This window comes from Microcoleus sp. T3_B1, from assembly GCF_036700445.1.
Classification (GTDB): Bacteria; Cyanobacteriota; Cyanobacteriia; order Cyanobacteriales; family Microcoleaceae; genus Microcoleus.
This window is the reverse complement of sequence record NZ_JAUBOX010000046.1, coordinates 36,981-56,596: the sequence shown is the minus strand read 5'-3', so window position 1 is coordinate 56,596 and position 19,616 is coordinate 36,981. Positions and strand designations below refer to the sequence as shown.

Here is a 19,616-nt window from a genome sequence, read left to right as displayed (position 1 = left end):
GTTGACAGTTGACAGTTGACAGTTGACAGTTGACAGTTGACAGTTGACAGTTGACAGTTGACAGTTGACAGTTGACTCGATGTTGAAAAACGGAATGGTTGAGTGTTAACTGTTGACTCGATTTTATTATTCCGATGCAACCGGATTTGATGTAAAACATCGACTAAGGGTTTAGTTGATTAAAAATAGAACACCCAGAAACCTGGTTTCTTTTAGAAACCGGGTTTCTCCAGTCTGGGCTTGTTTGATGTTTAATTAAATTGAGTGACTTAACATTGTCAGAATTGACATGATATGATCTTATTGGCTATCGCACAACCGCCATCAAATTAATTTGTAGTGAGGACGCTAGTTCTAGTAGTTTTAGGAGGACTTAAGTTCTCACAACAAATGTGAGAAGGGTGATTTTTTGCGGGCATGATATGATGATACTTTAGATAGCGTGGCGCAGTGAGTTAACAAAGGTGCAATAAGATTCAATAAACTCAATGAACGCAAGAAATTAAATTAAATTAAGGTAGTAGACTTGTGGAAATTAATCAGCTAATGTTCCTATTGATTGATGTTGTGCTATGGGCGATCGCCCTGATCCTTCTAATTCCCGTTACAGTTCTATTTCTAGAATGCAGTGCAGCTTTCTTGTCCGGCCAGGGCGAGACAGCGGAAACTAAAGCGCCCCGCCCCAAAGTAGCAGTTTTAATTCCCGCTTACAACGAAGCAGCAGGAATTGCCGCCACCATCTCCACCATATTGCCGCAGCTAACACCTCAAGACCGCCTGTTAGTGATTGCTGACAACTGCACGGACGCCACAGCAGAAATCGCCCGTAACTGCGGTGCAAGTGCGATCGAGCGCCAAGACACACAACGCAAGGGCAAAGGATACGCACTGGATTTCGGCTTGCAGTCGATCGAATCAGACCCCCCAGAAGTAGTAATCATGGTTGACGCAGACTGCATCTGTCAGCCAGACTCTATAGAAAAATTAGCCCGGGTGGCAATGGCCGAACAAAGACCCGTACAAGCGACTTATTTAATGGAACAGCCACCCAATCCTACCCCCAAAGATTCCATTTCTGCTTTAGCCTTTCTCGTGAAAAACTTAGTCCGTCCCAGCGGATTAAAACAGTTAGGATTCCCATCCTTACTAACAGGAACAGGCATGGCTTTTCCCTGGTCGATAATTCGATCGGTTTCCCTAGCGAGCGGCAATATTGTTGAAGATATGCAGATGAGTTTGGATTTGGCGATCGCCGGACATCCAACAGTATTCTGCCCCGAAGCAAACGTCACCGGGTGTTTGCCACAGCAGCAGCAAGCAGCCACAAGTCAAAGAACCCGATGGGAACACGGTCACATACAGACATTGTTAACTCAAACTCCCCGCCTGACAGCAGCTTCAGTCGAGCAAAAACGTTTTGACTTATTGGCGATCGCCCTCGACTTATCCGTCCCTCCCCTATCGCTTTTAGTCGCTATCTGGCTAGCTGCTTTTGCCGCCTCTTTACTAGCAGCAATTTTGGGAACATCCCCAATTCCAGCCGTCTTGTTAGCAGTACAAGGATTGCTGATTTTAGTTTCCATTGTCGCCGCTTGGGCAAAATTTGGGCGTGCGAATATTTCTGGCTCAACTCTTTTATCTGTACCTTTTTACATCCTTTGGAAAATCCCTTTGTATTTAGGTTTTATCCTGAAGCGGCAAACTAAATGGGTGCGGACAGAACGCGATGTTTAATATTTAGATTGAGAATTTTTAACGGCCGATATCATATCATTTCCGGTAACACCGGAATGATGTTGACTGTTGACGGTTGACTGTTGACTGTTGAGAGTGAACAGTGAACTCGAATTTAGGAATGAGAATTAAATAAAATCCACTTTTCCTGTTTGTTGTGGGATGGGCGTCCCGCCCGTCCCCGATAGACGGGCGGGACGCCCATCCCACAAGAAAAAAGGGAAATTATTTAATTGACGATCCTTACTATTCCGATGCTAACGGATTTGATATCAGCCGATAAACACAGATGAACGCAGATACAATTCTATCTGCGTTCATCTGCGTTTATCGGCGGTTAAAAAAACTTATATAAAAACTTAAAAAAAGTTCACTGCTTCACGGGAATTTCAATCACAAACTCAGCCCCTTCACCGGGCGCGGAAAAGCACATTAGCTTCCCGCCGTGTTTCTCTACTACAATCTGATAACTGATACTCAACCCTAAACCGGTACCTTGGCCCACAGCTTTTGTAGTAAAGAAAGGGTCAAATATTCGCGATCGTACTTCCTCCGTCATCCCCCGACCATTATCAGCAATATAAATTCTCACCTTGTTTTGGTCGCATACCTCAGTCCGAATCTCAATCTTTCGCTCAAAGATTGGAGACAAAGGATTTTCTAGTTTGGCAGTTGTCCCCGGTCGCCCAACTCCTAACTCCACTGCATCAATTGCATTGCTCAAAATATTCATAAACACCTGATTTAACCCCGAAGCATAACAATTTACCTTCGGCAGTTGACCGTACTCTTTAACTACCTCAATGCCATGTCCGACTGCATCCTTTTTCAACCTGTGCTGCAAAATTAGCAGAGTCGAATCAATCCCGGAGTGAATATCCACTGGTTTCATCTCGGCTTCATCCAGGCGTGAGAAATTCCGCAGCGACAGCACAATATTGCGAACGCGATCGACCCCAACCTGCATTGATTTTAGAATTTTGGGCAAATCTTCTTGAATAAAAGCGAGGTCAATATCTTCTGTTTTAGCAACAATCTCAGGATTAGCATTCGGATAAGACTCCTGGTAAAGCTCAATCAATCCCAGCAAATCCGAGCTATAATCGTTAGCATGGAGAACATTGCCATAAATGAAATTAATTGGATTATTGATTTCGTGAGCAACCCCCGCCACCAACTGCCCCAAAGAAGACATTTTTTCCGTTTGAATTAGTTGAGTCTGCGTCGATCGTAATTCGGACAAAGTAACTTCCAATTGTGTCGCTTTTTCTCTCAATTGCCCCTCCGACAGTCGCAAAGCATCCTCCGCTAACTTGCGATCCGTAATGTCCTGTATAGTCCCAAATAATTTAATCACCTTACTGCCATCAAAAATAGCTTGCGCCTTAACATAAATATATCTGACAGCTCCATCAGGGCGCAAAATTTTCATCTCATACTCGCAAGGATTTCCTAACCGACTAATCTGCTCTACTGCCTCTAACCACAACTGTAGGTCATCGGGATGAATTTGCTTCCTATGTTCTAAAATAGTGGGTTCTGGTAGTTTAGGGTCAAGACCAAAAATTCGGAATACTTCCTCAGACCAAGTTAATTTATCCCCTTCCAAATCAAATTCCCAGTTGCCGAGGTGCGCCAGTTTTTGAGCTTCTTGCAGCTTAGCTTCTTTAGTCTTTAATTCCTGCGTGCGCTCTTCTACTCTCACCTCCAGCGTCCGCGAATAATCCTCCAACTGTTCCTTAGCCTCCGACAAATTAGCAACAAGTACCGCATTTTCTATAGAGATAGCAGCTTGGGAAGAAAGAATTTTTAAAACCTCCAACCTAGTTGGAGAAAACGCTTCAGTAGCTAAATTATTTTCCAGATAAAGGAGGCCTACGAGTTTGCTTTGATTCAGAATAGGAGTACAAAGCGCAGATTTCACTTGCTGCCTTTTAATATAGGGGTCATCTGTAAATAGACCTTCCCTAGCAGCCTGACTTAAAACTACATCAGAGTGCGTTTTTTCAACATAATTAATCATCGTTATTGGCAAAACCTCTGCAGGAGATACTCTAGGGTCTTGTTCAACTGCAACATCCGAAGACTCCACCGATGCCGCTGCTTTAATCCGCAATTTTCCTTTCTTGGGCATCAGGAGAAAACCTTTTTGGGCCCCAGCATTCTCGATCGCCATTTTCATTAACTTTTCTAACAACTTGTCCAACACAATTTCACTAGCTAGTGCTTGAGATGCTTTAACAACAGTTGTCAAATCCAATAAACTGCTGTGACTGCTGCTAGTGCTATAATTAGTGCTAGTAATAGTTCGATCGCCGCTGGGTCTTGCCGCCGATGCAGGGGGTAAAGACATCGGATACTCAGACTCCAAATGTTTTACCTTGGCGGTTGCTCCCCAGTAAATATAGCCGTAGTAAGCATCTATCAGATAACTCTCAGCCACTTTTTTTCGACCGTTAGCTAGATAAAATTCTGCCGCCCGTTCATTTGCTAGCGCTGCTTCGTGGATGTATTCATTCTTCGAGGATCCTGTCACCGCTCGATCGTAATACAGAGCCGCTTTTTCATAGTGTCCCAATACTCGCGCTTTCTCGGCCTCTACTAAGTCATATTTGTGCTGATAATTTCCCGGAGAGTTCAAAGCCCAATGCTTCATTTTTTTCTGAAGCGAAGCAACTTTTTTCAAATGTTTTTTCTGTTCGCTTTTTGAAGCTGTGGGATACAAAGCTAAGAGCGCTAGGGAATAGTAAAAATTGTGGATGGGAACATACATCGTAGACATCGCCCCCTCAGAATAATTTGATGCTGTCACCGCATTTTCAGCAGATATAGCATAATCTTTAAATATATAATTTAGCCACGTTTTATACAAAAACACTACAAATAATACTAAATAATTTTGACCCTCCCTTAATGCTGGCAGCATAGTTTCTTCATTAAACTTTTCGCCCGTCAATAGGCAAGAATTTTTTGTTTTACCTTGCAAATTTAAGACAACTTGCGCCCCAACTTTTGCTTTATAAATCATAGATTCATTCTGATAATTAACCAACATTTGAATATATTGACTCTGCTTAGTCTCCACAGAATCCAGAGGTTCGCCACTCAAAAATATATAATTGCTGTAAAAACTCGCACAATAACAAGCATTACTGATATCTCCCGTTTCTAGTCCGCTCTGAATACCCTCAAGTAAACCGATAAGACTTTCCCTGACCTGCTCAGACCAGTGACGGATAAAACCATTAAAAGTTAGTGAAACTTGAGAGTTGTGCAAGTTGGTGTGGAATCGTTCTAAAAGTGCCAGGGCTAGTTGACCGTATCGGTATCCAGAATTCATATCACCTAATACTGCACAGTGAATCAGCCCGTAACTTCCATACCCGTGACTAGACAGCGGCGCATTCCCGTACTTAAGAGAAAGAATAACCATCTTAAAGGAGATCAGTGGGAACATATCGGGTGCTGTTACAGAAGCAGCCGGACACATATTCGTTAAAATCCGTATAGCCGCAATTTTATGAATGTCAGTCATTGGTGGCAACTCAGCTAAATCCTCAATCCGTTTGTTTCCCACAGCTAATTTTGTCCGTATTAGCCCCATAAAAATATTTAATTTAGTGGGTTTTTGAGGGAGATAGACTCCCAGCATTTTCAAAGCTTTTAGAGCTATATCTAGCGAAGCTTGGGATTGATTTTGATTAAAGTAGAAACTAACTTTTAGCTCATAAACCTTGACTTTTTCGAGCAAATTTGTTGCGCGTAATATAATAACTTCTGATAACTGGAACGCTAGCTCAAAATCGGTATTTATATAGGACGATTCCAGCGCTTCGGTATGGAGTTCCATTATTAAATCGTAGTGACTCTGCCAAGCTTGTTCTGGTAGAAGTTCTAGACCTACATTAAAATATTTGAGTGCTGCTTCATAGGCGGCAGAACTCTTAGCTTTTTTGCCTGCTATGAGATTAAAGTTAGCTAGTTCATATCGCTGTTCATCATTTGTGATAAATTCCACCCCGATATTGAGTTGGTTGACAATATCAAAGATATTTTCTGCTATTTCCGATGCCGTAGGGGCGGTGCCCCCGTGCCCGCCCTGCAATAGCAGGGAGCCGATTTTTAAGTGGGTTTGTTTTTTCTGGGAGTCAGGGATGAGAGAATAGGCGGCTTGCTGTACGCGATCGTGCAAAAACCTGTAATCAATTGAGCGTTGCATAATTGCGGGATGATTTTGATTGTTTTGTGGGATGGGCCTCCCACCCCTCCCGTGTGTTTTCACGATTTCCTCATCAAGCATCGGAATTTTGTAAGCATCGCTCATTGGCAAAATTAAACCAGCTTGAAGTGCATCCCATAAATCAGCCGCCGTTTCAGAACCGGATTTTTCTCTAACAATTGCCAAATTTTCTAAATTAAAACGGTTGCCCATACAAGCCGCTAATTTTAATACTTGCTGCGTCTCCTCCGGCAGTTGTTGAAGATTCCGAGCAACTAATTCAACGACACTGTAATCTGCAATGCCAGCGGCTTCAATTTCCGTGATGTCCCACTGCCATGCACCAACAGGGAAATCAAAAACTAACATTTGTTCTGAGTGAATAGTTGAAAGAAGTTGAGTTATAAAAAATGGATTTCCGCCAGTTTTATTAAAAATTAACTCGCTCAAAAACTTTAACTTTTCAGTTTGATTACCCAAAGTATCGCATACTAGCTCAGTGACGCTGCTCAAATCTAAACATGGGAGGATAATGTGATGCACATCAGCACCAGTCTGTTGAATTTTATCGACAGTTTGAACTAACGGATGAGTCGAATTTACTTCGTTATCTCGATAGGCCCCTATCACTAAAAAATATCGGCTATCCTGGTCAGTAACTAATTCCTGAATCAATTTTAAGGAAGCTAAATCTGCCCACTGCAAATCATCCAGAAATAGAACTAAGGGGTGTTCTGTTTGGGCAAACACCTTCAAGAATTCTTTGAACAATCGATTAAAGCGATTTTGAGATTCTGTCGGCCCCAATTGTGGAACACCAGGCTGCGAACCAATTATTAGTTCGACAGAAGGGACAACATCAATAATAATTTGACCGTTTTGACCTAGCCTCGACAAAAGCTTTTCTTTCCAAATTGCCAACTCGTCTGAGCTTTTTGTTAATAACTGCTGCATCAATGACTCAAAGGCTTGAGTCAGTGCAGCATAAGGAATATCTCGCTTAAATTGGTCAAACTTGCCAGCTATAAAATAACCCCGCTGCCTGACAATTGGTTTGTGAATTTCACTGACAACTGAGGTTTTGCCAATGCCTGAGTAACCGCTTACCAACACCATCTCTGTTTTACCAAAGCTGACTCGCTCGAATGATGCCATCAAATCAGCGACTTCTTGTGTGCGGCCGTAGAGTTTTTGGGGAATCAAAAATTGACCGCATTTGTCAAGTGTCCCTGGAATGAAATTTTCTATTTTGCCAGTAGTTTGTAGCTGAGTTAGACAATTTTCCAGGTCTGCTTTTACTCCAAAGGCACTTTGATATCGGTCTTCCGCATTTTTAGCTAATAGTTTCATGACAAGAGATGAAATTATCTGCGGGACTTCATTGTTTAGTTGATGGGGAGGAACTGGCGTCACCGCAATGTGGCTGTGAATTAATTCTAGCGGGTCGGTTGAATTAAAAGGCAACTCTCCGGTCAGCATTTCATAAAAGGTGATGCCTAGAGAGTACAAGTCAGTTCGGTAGTCGAGGTCTCGGTTCATCCGACCAGTTTGCTCTGGGGATATATAGGCTAGAGTGCCTTCTAGCACGCTGGTATTGCTATTTTGGTGGACTTCTCTAGATAGGCGCGTTGCCATGCTAAAGTCGGTGATTTTTACTTGTTGAAAATCTGGGGTAATGATAATATTTGATGGTTTTATATCTTTATGAATAATCTGGTTTTGATGCACTTCTCCGAGAGTTTGAGCCACTTGAATAGCCAGCGGCAAAAACTTCTGAATTTTAATATTTTTACCCGCGAGATGGTGTCGGAGAGATTGACCGCCGCAATCTTCTAAGATCAGGGCGAAACTGTTTTTATATTTTTCTAAGCTATGGGGTTTGACAATCCCTTCGAGTTGGAGATTCGAGCTAATTTTGTATTCATGTCTCAAACGGGTAATTTCTTCTATTGTGGGGTACTCAGTATTGAGTGTTTTAATAATAACTGACGCTCGATCAGATTCCCTGACTGCGCGATAAATGATGGACTTCACACCAAGTTGAACAACTTCTGTGATTTTGTAACCGGGAAGTGCATTCATGGTTTTTATTCTGTGACGAAGTTTTGGGTTAACATTGCGCTTGATATCGATCGGAGCGCGGGCGGATCGTACTTAAGTATTTTTTGTAAATGGGGTAATTGGGGATACTTTAAAATATCAGTAATTACTCAGGGATTTTTTAGATAGCGTGATGCCTAAACTTTGAAAGTGCCCGGACGGACAGCCGAACATCTGGTTTGAACTCCGACTTAATCATGTACGGTCTGACACCTCACCGAATTGATTGCAATATTGTAACAAATTCTGTGATGCCGATCGCACACATGACAGACTGATCCCTATAACTTCAAGGTTTAGCTCTAGCTTTGAGCCTTGTCACCAAGAAAAAATGGGACGCCCGGGGCTGGAAAACATTGGTTTAGGCGATCGACAATACAATCTAATATGACCTGCATCATAAACAAGCATGATTCAGATCATAGATTGAGAATGATCAACTTGCTACCATGTTGCCATCATCAGGTGCATCCCCATGGAAGAAGTCCTAGCATTGATTGAAAAGAAGAAGCACGAATTTGCTAAATCTGGGCTATTTGAGTTTATGCGAGACAAAAGTATAAACCCAAGACAACGCCTAGCTTTCGCTCCCTGCATTGCTCCTTTCGTGATGAGTTTTGGTGAATTTAACAAGTATGTGTTCCGAGAAGAACCAACCAACGATCCTCTTCAGGTAATAGTTAACAATCATACTTATGAAGACGATCATCACTGGTTGTGGTTTTTGGAAGATTTGGAAACACTGGGTATTAACAAAGCGGTTAAGTTCAGTGATGCTTTAAATTTTCTCTGGAATGAAGAAGCTAAAGCTTCGCGGTGGGTATCACATCAAATTTTTCGCTCCGCTTTTGGGGCCAGTCCGATCGCTAAGTTAGCAATCCTGGAAGTGATAGAAGCAACTGGTAATGTGTTCTTGTCAACGGCAGCACCAATTGCCGAAGAACTGCGAACAATTACTCAAAAGGAGCTTCTTTATTTTGGCTGCTTTCATTTGGAGGTGGAAAACAACCACAGTAAGGATTTACCTCAGCAGAGGCGATTCAGCGAAACAATACAACTGACTATTGAAAGCCGTCAAGAGGCTTTTGAGATAGTTGAGAACTTGTTTGAAGTTTTCACAGAACTGACGGCTGAGCTTCTGGTTTATGCAAAAACGCATAGCTTTGAGCAACCTTTTGCCAAACCTCGCGAGATTTTGCAACCTTTAAAAGCTGCATAGCTTACCCGATGTAAAATTTTCAACTCTTAGAACCAGACAAAATTTATTACTTACAAGGAGACTCATAATGTCAGAAGTTAACAGCAATTCTTCAACTGCGCTCGATGAACTCGCACCGACTCTTATCCATACTTGGACTGAGAAATTGGACATCGCTCATACTTGGACTGAGAATTTGGATATTGCTCATACTTGGACTGAGAATTTAGATATTGCTCATAGTTGGACTGAGAATTTGGATATTTCCCACACTTCTCATATCCCGGAAGAGGAAAAACTAGCCGTCGGATAAAACCTGTTGCAAACAAATTTCAGCCTCGCTCATTCCGACGAGGCTGAACAGTCATACCTTTGTCTCGTCAATTCCCAAAATTAGCATCTACTATCTCTATTGGATATGAGCCATTACGACGTTGTAATTGTGGGCGGCGGTCCCGCTGGGAGCACTGCTGGCACTCTGATAAAGAAATATAATCCCAATCTGAGCGTGCTAATCGTAGAGAAAGAAAAATTCCCTCGCGATCACGTTGGGGAAAGTCAATTGCCTCAAATTAGTGATGTGCTTCAAGAAATGGGATGTTGGGACAAAGTAGAAGCAGCAGACTTCCCAATTAAAATCGGTGCTACCTATCGCTGGGGAACAGATCCGCATCCTTGGGATTTTAATTTTATCAAGCCTGAACAGTTTAAAGATGAGCAGCGTCCTGCTAAATTTGAGGGACAGAGACGGCAAACTGCTTTCCAAGTCGATCGAGCAAAATATGACGAAATTTTGCTGCGTCACGCGGAAGAAATGGGATGCTTAGTAAGAGAAGAAACACCCGTTGTTAAAGTAGATACAGAGGGCGAGCGCATTACCGCCCTGCAACTGCGGCAAGAACAAATAACAGCCCGCTACTACATCGATGCCTCCGGCCACATCGGCGTACTGCGGCGAGTGTTAGGCATTGAAACACACTGCCCGACGCGGTTGCAAAATATCGCTATCTGGGACTACTGGACAAACGCTGAATGGGCCGATGAAATTGGCGTTGGTGGCACCCGCGTACAGGTGATGAGTTTGAGTCACGGGTGGATTTGGTTTATTCCCTTGGGCGCAACTCGCACCAGTATCGGCTTTATTTGCCCTGCGGAACATTACAAGCAAATGAAACAGCGGCCAGAGGAGATATATTCCGAAGCCCTCAACAGCGAAGCCCGCATCAGCAAGTTAATCGCTAATGCTACCAGTACGGGAAAGATTGAAACTACAAAAGATTGGTCATTTTTGGCTGATAAAACAGTTGGAGAAAATTGGTTTTTGGTGGGTGAAGCTGCGGGTTTTGCTGACCCGATTTTAGCGGCGGGCATGACTTTAGCTCATACCGGCGCTCGTGAATTGGCTTACACGATTTTGGCATTAGAGCAGCAGAAACACGACAGCAACTGGCTTAAATCTCAATATGACCACAATCAGCGAAGCAGAGTTAAACAGCACATTCGGTTCGCCGATTACTGGTACGCTGCTAACGGTCAATTCACTGATTTACAAGAACATTCAAGGGAAATTGCGCGGGATTCGGGGTTGAATTTAAGCCCGGAAAAAGCTTTTCAGTGGTTGGCTCAAGGGGGATTTACTAATGATATTTTGGGTCAAGCTGTGATTGCTGGAGTTGAGTTGAGTTCAATTAAGCAGGTGATGCAGCGCTTCTCGCAGCAGGAGGCTCCTTGGCTACTTTCGGCGTACAATGTGTTTCAGTTAGACCTAGTGGAGGCTGATGTTGAGTTTGTAGCTGTTTATAATGCTGGTGAAATTAACCGGATCAAGTGTTATGTTAAGAACGGTCAGCGGTTGCCTGTTACAGGTTTCTATGGTTTGCTGATTGAAATTTTGAGCCGCACTCAGTACATTGAACAAATTTATCGGCAGTTGGTGCTGGTGTTTAGGGAGCGTTTTTCTGTGCAACACGCTCGACTAGCTCTTCATCAAGCCCTTGGTTGTTTGGAGGTGATGGTGAGTTCTGGTATTGTCAAGGCGATATTAAACCCGGAGTTGTCTAAGTTGAATATTTCCATACCTATGGAAGGTGAGTTAATTCACACTCACAGCGATGTGAATTAAGGCGCTACCAGAAAGCTTGACCCCAAACCATCTCAAATCTTAAAAAACAAAAAGTCTGAAGCGGGAAAATTCCAACTTCAGACTTTTACTAACTCCCCGGGTAGGATTTGAACCTACGACCAATCGGTTACACTTATCCCAACGTTTCCGAAGGGGGTGGACTATTTCATCATCCCTACAAATCATGTTTGTGATCTGTCGTCGGATGTCGGGCGCTATGAGATTTATTGGTTAGGCTCCTCATCTCTAGTCTCTGCACCTTTCCGGCTACTTGCGATCGCAACCGCTGCCTTTCGCCAGACTTGGCTCAAGATTGCCGCCACCCGAAGTGCTGCGGTTTCCTTGAATTCACCCGATTTTTCAGTATCCGTTACCGGATAGAGCTGCTATGTCACTAGGGCTTTTGGTTGATGCCAAAGGCTTGCATTCATTACAGCCGACCGCTCTGCCACTGAGCTACCGAGGATTGGGGGTTTTTGTTACCCACATTTACTAACAATAGCTGAACTTACTCGATTTGGCAAGGCCTTTGAGAAACTTTTTTTTTATCAGACAGCGAGCGGGTTTCAGCAGCTAATGCAGCCCCATTCTCAACTTGGCGAGGCGCTGCTGGGATTCTGGATCGAGGGAACTGGCGAGAAAGCGACTGGAATTTTGTTTGCGGGATTTGTGCCGGCGCTCGCTGCGGCGGGCAGTGGATTCTACGTCAGCCGCTAATTGTTCGGCGGACATCCATTCGGCACCGTAGCCGACTACGGTCAATTGCTGCGCTCGGTCTGAGGTGGCGACAATCATGCGACCTTTACCTTTGACCGATCGCAACTCGTAGCGCAAACTAGCACAAGATTTTTCAATATAAGTATCTGCTGTCTGACCGAAGTCAGTGTAGTGCACCGATAAATTTTTAGTAATAATTTCTTTAACGCTGGGAGTATCTCGATAGTGGGCGTCAAACACCAGCCTGGCCTCAAAATCTTGAACGGCGCTGTAGTTAACTAAAACCTCAATCAACTCGCGGCGAGCTGTTTCGAGTTCGTCGCGATCGCGCTTCTCTCGGAGTCGAGGCCAAAGTCCAATTATGTTATAGCCGTCTACAAGTAAAACTGCTTGTGATACATAGAGTGACATGGTTCAAGGCTGAAGAGCTCCAGCACGTATAGGACATTATTTGCATTGTTCATCAAAGCTTTTGTTCAATAATATTACCTATTGATGTGTAATGGCTAGGTTACATCGCAATAATTAAACCCCCCAGAGCCAGCTTTACCTGAGTTTTGGGGGGTTTGATTAACCTATAAATTTTCCGGCTTATTCGGCAGATTCCAGCGATACGGGCGATGGCTTACGCCCCGCTTCGCTACGTACAACTGTCGGCAGGGATATTTTCTCAACAGCAGGAGTACAACCGAGCCACTGCACCGACAACTCGGCAAACTGCTGCGGGGGGCCGCTCACGCAAAAACGAGTCGGTAGCGCAGTACCAGGATTCCGCAGCCCCAAAAGCTCCAATTCTCTGGCAGCAGCAGCCACCACCCGTACCGCAGGATCTATCAATGTCACCCCAGCAGGCAAAAGCGAGCGAAGCACAGGAGCCAACAGCGGATAATGAGTGCAGCCGTAAATCAGCGTATCGATGCGCTGCTGAATCAAAGGAGCCAAATATTCCCGAGCCACCTCACAAGTATAAGGGTCGTGAATCCGGTTTTGCTCCACCAGCGGCACAAAAGCCGGACAGCTAACCTGCCAAACTAGGCAAGAATCGTCCATCTCCAAAATCGCATTTCGATAAGCATTGCTAGCAGCCGTAGCAGGAGTTGCGATGACCCCGATCCGCTTGCCTTGCTGCACCGCAGCCTGCGCCCCCGGCAGAATTACTCCCAGCACCGGGATATCAAATTCAGCCTGCACCATCTCCATCGCCAAAGCAGAACTGGTGTTGCAGGCCATAATGACCATTTTCACATCCTGTTCCACCAACCAGGCCATAATTTCGCGGACAAACTCCACAATTTCCGACGGCGTGCGAGTGCCGTAAGGCAGCCTCGCCGTATCTCCAAAATAAAGTATCGATTCGTTGGGCAATTGTCGGTACAACTGGGTCAAAACAGTCAAACCGCCCACGCCGCTGTCAAAAATACCGATTCTTTGTTGTCCAGAGTCTGTTGTCATTTGTTAATAGTTAGTTATCTGTTGGCAGTTGGCAGTTGGCAGTTGGCAGTTGGCAGTTGGCAGTTGGCAGTTGGCAGTTGTCATTTGTTAATCGTTTGCAGTGGCTAATAACAGATAACCAATAACATTAATCAACAGTCAACAGTCAACAGTCAACAGTCAACTGCCCACTGCCCATTATCTTTGTTGAAGATAAAGCAAAATGCCGCGAGCGATCGAAGCCGCCATTTGACTGCGGTAAGCTGGGTCAGAAAGCCTAGCAGCATCTTCAGCACCCGTAACAAAACCCACCTCCAGCAAAACAGAAGGCATAGAAGTCTTCCTCAAAACATAAAATCTCGCCTGCCGCACTCGGCGGTCACTCGCCCCCGTCCCCTCCAAAATACTGGCGTGAATCACCCTGGCCAAATCTTGGCCGTTATTGAAATAATAAGTCTCAATGCCATTGATATCCGGCCGACTCATATTAATCGCATTAGCGTGAATGCTGACAAACACACTAGCATTCACCCGTTCCGCCAAAGAAACTCGGGGATCCAGGTCGATTTCCCTGTCGTCAGTCCGAGTCATCACCGCCTGCACCCCTTGCTGTTCCAGCAGCCTCGCCACCTGAAGCGAGATATCCAAAACAATCTCCTTTTCCTGAATGCCCTGAATCCCGACTGCCCCCGGATCGCGGCCACCGTGACCAGCATCGATCACTACTACGGCGCGGCGGTTAGAAGCTTGGGGCAACTCATCGGTTCCGAAAGTCCTTCTCGGCAAAGGCTGCAAATTGGGAGTGCGAGTCAAAGGCTGCGCGCTAGCATTCGATCGCAACTGCAAAGACAGCAACTGCGGGTTCGGCCTCGTCACCCTGCCGACCTCTACCCCCGATCGCGGCTGCACCCAAACCACCACAGTCTCCGCATCTTCTTGGCTGGCACTAAACGATACAGGACTGTTGGCATCGAGCTGAGGAATTTCGCCCGTCAGGACACTAGAGGCGATCCTGATCCAGTAAGCTCTCGACCCCTGATCCCACCCGCTGGTATAGGAGACTTGGCGGTCAGTTCTCACCACCAGTTGCGTGCCGTTACTGGCTAAATCAATTGACTGAACTCTCGCTAAATTTCCTTGAGCTTGTCTCGCCGGAGGAGCTACAGTCAGGCTGCGGGGAACCGAGGGCTGTCTTACACTTCCAGGCAATAGCACAACCCCGCCCAAATTGCTCACAGACGCCCGCCACTGAGTATTAGGACTCTTCATCCGCAAAGTCACGCGGGTAACGGGCGGGTCTGTTGGCAGTTGCCGGACTTCAATCTTGTCAACCCCGTGCTGGCCGTTCGTTTGAGGCTGTTGGCTGCTTAGACCCGGCGCTAAACTCGCTCCTTCAATATCGAGGGTGGCGATGTCCCCAGCGCGACTTTGTTCAAAATTAATTTGGGGGCGACCGCCCGCAGTGCGGACTAAAAAACCGTCCGCCGTCACCTGAACGTTCTGAACTACAGTCGCCTCGCCAGACTGGGCTTGGGATGCTGAAGGTTCAACCGATAACCTTTCTCCCCCTGGCTCTGAAATCGGATTTTGAGTTTCTCCCCGCACCGGCGTTGGCAAATCCACTGTCCACTCGCTCGGAGAAATACCCCGGAATCTTACTTGCTGAGGGTCTATAGTAAACCCGTCTCTGATCTCGACCACAATTCTGGTCGTATTGTTGTCAAACTGCCCTACCCGCACCGATTCGATCGCCCCTGAGAGCGGTTTGCTGACCGAGGGACGGCCCAGACTCGTCCCCGGCAAGTCGATTACCAACCGCGTCGGGTTGAAAATCAGTTGAGCCTTGGGTTGTACTCCCCCGTCTGTTGTAATGTAAAGCCGGTTCTCTGAAGCATCAAACCGCCAAGATTGCAGTCTAGCTGCTTCGGCGGCTCCGGCGAGCAAAAATACACTTAAGAAACTCGGTAGTAGCCAGTGGAATTTCACGACAGTTTTTTCCTCGTTTGCGTTACTGCCAAAAGCTGGAAGGGCGCTGCTTGCCCTCAGAGGCTTTCAGCAGTTAGCCGCCAGCAGACCGGGGGCACGGGGGCCGTCAGTTGTTGGCTAAATTGACTTTTTTATGCGTTAACAGGCTCCAAAATGCCAGATCCCGGCATTTTTGAACTTTCCCGTATACTTGGGGGCGATCGGTTATAAGCAGACTGAAAGATTGTTGGCACAAGGGAAGGTATTTATTTTTAGGAGCAAGAAACAAGGTGTTTCTTGAAGCTAGAAGGTACAAGTTAGAAGGTACAAGTTAGAAGGTAGAATTTTACCGTTTTTCCAGGGAGGGGTTTCATAGCTCTTTAATGTTGGCGAAGCTCGTTACGGCCAGGGTTATAATCCGCTTTACACTTGCGTTTTGTTCTAACTTTTCCTAAACTACCTCAATAACTTAACAACTTACCTCGCGAACAATCCGGATTTTCAAGATTTAGGTAACTTTTCAAGGCCTCCAAATGTTAGTCCCAGACCAACTGACATATTCTTTGGGTAAAGCTTTTTTGCTAACAGATTGACAGTTAAATACAACTACATATCGCCCCTGCTCTCTTTTTTCTGAATTTTTTAATCATGGATTTTCGGTGCTGCTTGAAACTTAGTGGGGCGATCGCGATCGCGCCCGCCAATTTAACACTATGATAGCTAGTCCATGTTTTCAGCAGTAACGGGAGAGTTTTGTGTGTTACTTGGGCCGGCAATGCTTTGTACTTTAGACTCTTTTTGAGTGTTCGATAGACACCCAGAGCATTGGTTAGTTGACCTGAGAAAAAGTTTTGACCGTAGATATAGTAGTTATCGCAGTTGTAAAGTTTGTTGGACAGCAAAGACAATCGATCGGCTTCTGGGTAAAACCTGTGATTTGGTTTAATGACTTGCCTTTCGACTAACTGCATAACTTGGATCTGTACTACCAGTTAGAGAAGATACACTATCTTGGTGATTGTGTCAATCTCTGAGCTTCTCAAAGAAGCAACCATCAATAACAGTAGATACATGACATCACAGAAAGACGCAGACTTACTTTGCTCCATGAGTCGTCCACCTAAAATGCGACAAGGGGGCGGACGCTATAACCGAGGCGGATATATCGAGCTCCGCGAGTACCGCCAACGGATTAGCGTCTGGGAAATTGTCGCCAATAAATAAGTTGCCCGACAGGGCATCCTTGTTTTTAGGACTAATATTCATAGCCATCAGCCTTATGAATAGTTGTCAGATGTTTTGGATGCACGTCAAAACATTTGTCTCTTGCGGTTAGCTTAAAACTTGGTCTAAACCGAATTGCAATTCTGCCTGTGTAGCTTCCTGCATATTTTCCAGTGAGGACGTTAGCTTTCACCAAGTCCCCAGTTTGAAAACCCATGAAGAACTTTTGGGCCGGTGCATGACGAATGGGGAACCCAAATCTGTCGGTTCCGCAGCGCTGTCTTCTTCCGTGTCCCTTAGCCTTAATTAGCAAAGGTTTCACGCTATTTAGCAGTAGTCTTTCGGGAGTTGATTCCCCGACACAAGCTGCATCAGTCCAATGCTGTTTTTCTATTCCCCTGGTTTGGCGGTTGAATTTTGTTCGTCCCCCTGAACCCAATTCCACGGGCAGTCCGGTTAACTGTAGTCTTCTGTATAGCTCCCAACGAGTAGCATTGACGGCTGCTGCATCCAGTAGAGGTGTCTTGGCTTGGGCTAGTATCCGCTGAAGGATTTCAGGTTTTTTCTTGAGAAATTCTTCAACGGGTTTACTTCCCTTGGCTTGGTTGCAGGAATGGCAACTAAGACACAGATTGCTGACCCGATTACTTCCTCCCTTAGACTTGGCGAGAATATGCTCAACCTCGAAAGGAACATTTGTCGCACCGCAATAAGCGCACTTCCTATTCCATTTTTGCAGTAAATATTCCTTAATTTCAAAACCGAATAATTCGCCCCTTTGATATTCGATTCCAGAAATTTCAGGATTCTGGAACTGTTGTAAATCGAAACGCACCAATTCTTGAGAAATGGCGGTAACGGGACAGACCTTTCTGATTCGCCTAACCCAGGTTTCAATATTGGCAACACGGCTATCAAGAGATGGTGGCAACCATCCTGTTTTACGGGTTCTGTTTAAAAAACGGGGTTGGCGGTAACGGGTCTTTCTGTTGCGACGCCCTCTTCTGAGCGTTCTGCGAGATTCGAGAGTATCTTTAATTTGTTGCCCTCGGTGAGCAATTTCTAATGCGTTCGTGACGCGACCTGTTTGCTCTTGAACCACGGCAATACCCGTAGTTTTACTACCTGGGTCAATTTTGATTCGGTGACAGTGAGTTACCGAATCTTCGAGAATCCTATCCTGTAAAACAATGGTAAACGGATAGCGTTTAAAAACCTTAGCCCTCCCTTTTTTCAATAGTTCTCTTGCCCGTGCCCGGTGGCATGGGTCAAGAGGTTTCAAGTTTTTATCTAGGACAAATGTACGCATTACTGCATCACTCAATTTCTTGGTTAAGTTTGCCTCGACGATGTTAAGACTCGGTACTATCTGAGCAACACTGGCTTTCCCTTAATCACCTGTTTAATTGCTCGGTTGTAGAGCTTGAAACTGGCACGCATTTCAAGGTACGAAGTTTAACGCTTGGTCTTAACGCCTGCTAGTCAAGAACTAGCCGTCTGGTCAACAGGCTTTTTCAAGCCCACACCAGACCCTTCGGGTTGGTGTGCGGTAGTTGACGTCTAATCAACAGTGCTGCAATTCGCTCTCGCCCATAGGTGCAAAATTCCGGCTCATCCAGTTCAAAATGGCTTGATTTACTTGTTCCGGGCATTCATCCTGGGGACAGTGGCCCGCATTGTCTAATTCAACTAGCTCTAAATAATTGGGGTTGCATTCGACAAATTGGTGGGGTCGGGCGAACCGAGGGGGAATCATCCGGTCTTGTTTGCCCCAAATTAATAGCATCGGGATTCTTAAATTTCGCAGCACAGTCTTGACACTGGGGCAAAATTGTGTACTCCCTACAGCTTTAAATAAAGCGCAGAAGGCGCGGGCTGCTCCCCGATCGCCCGCAGGCCCTGCTAGAATTTCCACTAATTCGTCGGTAACAGCTTCGGGGTTGGAGTAGGCAAAGCCAACCCAGCGACGGACAAAGGAAGGCTTGCGGGCAAAATAAAACAAAGGCCTGAGTACGATCGGAGAAACAAACAAACTTTCAACCGCTTCGATCGCCGGAAGCAGCCATCCGGGCACCGCCTCGGCTCGCACAGAGGGGTCTGGGAGGCTAATCATCACCGTGCCGGCCACCATATCCGGGTGAGCAGCAGCTACGGCCAGACAAATTAGCGAGCCGATCGAGTTTCCTGCCAATATTACTGGCTCTCTGATAAAAGTTAGCCAAAAATCATAAACTTGATCAACCCACAAAGACACAGAGTAGTCGATCGGAGCTTTTTGGGAAGCGCCAAACCCCAACAAATCCAAGGCGTAAACCGTTTGGTTTTCGGCTAGTTGGGCGAGATTTTGTCGCCAGTGACCGATCGAAGCTCCAAACCCGTGCAGTAAAATAATCGGCGTTCCCGATGCGCGCGGGGCCCTTGGTTCGGCCGCAGAATCTTGAGATTCGATCGCGCCTTGATTTCGTACCCCATCGGGCCGCAAATAAGTGTAGCGAGTTTGCCAACCCCGCCACATCCAGTCTCGTTGAGTTCCCACCCGTTGGTGCCACAGCAGAGAATTTGTCAATTTTGCCTCAGCTCGCAACATAAATTTACACTTGCTTATACCTATTCTACAAGGCACATCAGGCGAATTGGGGGACTTGCCAGACCGGGCGAGATGGGCTAGGAAAAGCGGTTTTACCTCATCCTTAAGCTTTTACCCTGAATTTTTGACGGTTTTGTCATCGATCGGGCAAGGGGGCGGGCGATCGTGTGTGAAGTTAAAATAAAACTAGGCAGAAACTCAGCCAGAGTGAGTAGAATAGCAAGTATTGTAAGAATTCATTTACGATCAGTCCAAATATTCCCCAACGCTTTAGCGGAGGGGACACAGGGCGCGGTAGTACGTCCGGTAAGGGTAACAC

General features: G+C 45.6%; 12 protein-coding genes. 5 read left to right on the top strand and 7 right to left on the bottom strand.

The genetic code is table 11. The features are described from left to right. Positions 1-546 precede the first annotated feature (546 nt). Positions 547-1,734, top strand: coding sequence for a glycosyltransferase family 2 protein (locus tag QT990_RS22425; RefSeq protein WP_333465761.1), 1,188 nt, complete (start codon positions 547-549; stop codon positions 1,732-1,734). Positions 1,735-2,104: 370 nt separating this feature from the next. On the opposite strand, the gene QT990_RS22420 is transcribed toward QT990_RS22425, so the two are convergent. Next, positions 2,105-8,035, bottom strand: a complete 5,931-nt coding sequence (locus tag QT990_RS22420) for an AAA family ATPase (RefSeq protein WP_333465760.1) — start codon at positions 8,033-8,035, stop codon at positions 2,105-2,107. A 493-nt stretch (positions 8,036-8,528) separates the two neighbouring features. On the opposite strand from QT990_RS22420, the gene QT990_RS22415 reads away from it, so the two are divergent. The 3 genes from QT990_RS22415 (at position 8,529) to QT990_RS22405 (ending at position 11,373) form a co-directional block, all read left to right on the top strand. Beyond that, complete coding sequence (locus tag QT990_RS22415) at positions 8,529-9,272, top strand: hypothetical protein (protein WP_333103436.1); 744 nt, start codon at positions 8,529-8,531, stop codon at positions 9,270-9,272. A gap of 67 nt (positions 9,273-9,339) precedes the next feature. Continuing rightward, a complete protein-coding gene (locus tag QT990_RS22410; protein ID WP_333103435.1) occupies positions 9,340-9,564 on the top strand; it encodes a hypothetical protein in 225 nt (74 codons plus the stop codon). A gap of 105 nt (positions 9,565-9,669) precedes the next feature. Next, positions 9,670-11,373 carry an NAD(P)/FAD-dependent oxidoreductase gene (locus tag QT990_RS22405; protein WP_333307223.1) on the top strand — a complete coding sequence of 568 codons (1,704 nt, stop codon included), beginning with the start codon at positions 9,670-9,672 and terminating at the stop codon, positions 11,371-11,373. A gap of 573 nt (positions 11,374-11,946) precedes the next feature. Here the strand turns inward: QT990_RS22405 and QT990_RS22400 are convergent. From QT990_RS22400 to QT990_RS22385, 4 genes are all read right to left on the bottom strand, one after another. Then, a complete protein-coding gene (locus QT990_RS22400) occupies positions 11,947-12,501 on the bottom strand; it encodes an NYN domain-containing protein (RefSeq protein ID WP_333142910.1) in 555 nt (184 codons plus the stop codon). Between the two features lie 180 nt (positions 12,502-12,681). Beyond that, complete coding sequence (gene murI / locus QT990_RS22395; protein WP_333142909.1) at positions 12,682-13,542, bottom strand: glutamate racemase; 861 nt, start codon at positions 13,540-13,542, stop codon at positions 12,682-12,684. 177 nt (positions 13,543-13,719) lie between these two features. Next, positions 13,720-15,507 carry an N-acetylmuramoyl-L-alanine amidase gene (locus QT990_RS22390; protein WP_333465759.1) on the bottom strand — a complete coding sequence of 596 codons (1,788 nt, stop codon included), beginning with the start codon at positions 15,505-15,507 and terminating at the stop codon, positions 13,720-13,722. Between the two features lie 575 nt (positions 15,508-16,082). Next, positions 16,083-16,457: a hypothetical protein gene (locus tag QT990_RS22385; RefSeq protein ID WP_333142907.1), complete on the bottom strand. Its 375-nt coding sequence runs from the start codon at positions 16,455-16,457 to the stop codon at positions 16,083-16,085. A gap of 100 nt (positions 16,458-16,557) precedes the next feature. On the opposite strand from QT990_RS22385, the gene QT990_RS22380 reads away from it, so the two are divergent. Further along, entirely contained in the window at positions 16,558-16,710 is a 153-nt protein-coding gene (locus tag QT990_RS22380; protein WP_333300717.1) for a hypothetical protein, read from the top strand. A 31-nt stretch (positions 16,711-16,741) separates the two neighbouring features. On the opposite strand, the gene iscB is transcribed toward QT990_RS22380, so the two are convergent. Both iscB and QT990_RS22370 read right to left on the bottom strand, forming a co-directional pair. After that, entirely contained in the window at positions 16,742-18,019 is a 1,278-nt protein-coding gene (gene iscB / locus QT990_RS22375) for an RNA-guided endonuclease IscB (protein ID WP_333142905.1), read from the bottom strand. Between the two features lie 255 nt (positions 18,020-18,274). Continuing rightward, on the bottom strand, positions 18,275-19,297 hold the full coding sequence (locus QT990_RS22370; protein ID WP_333465758.1) for an alpha/beta fold hydrolase: 1,023 nt from the start codon (positions 19,295-19,297) through the stop codon (positions 18,275-18,277). Between the last annotated feature and the right edge of the window lie 319 nt (positions 19,298-19,616).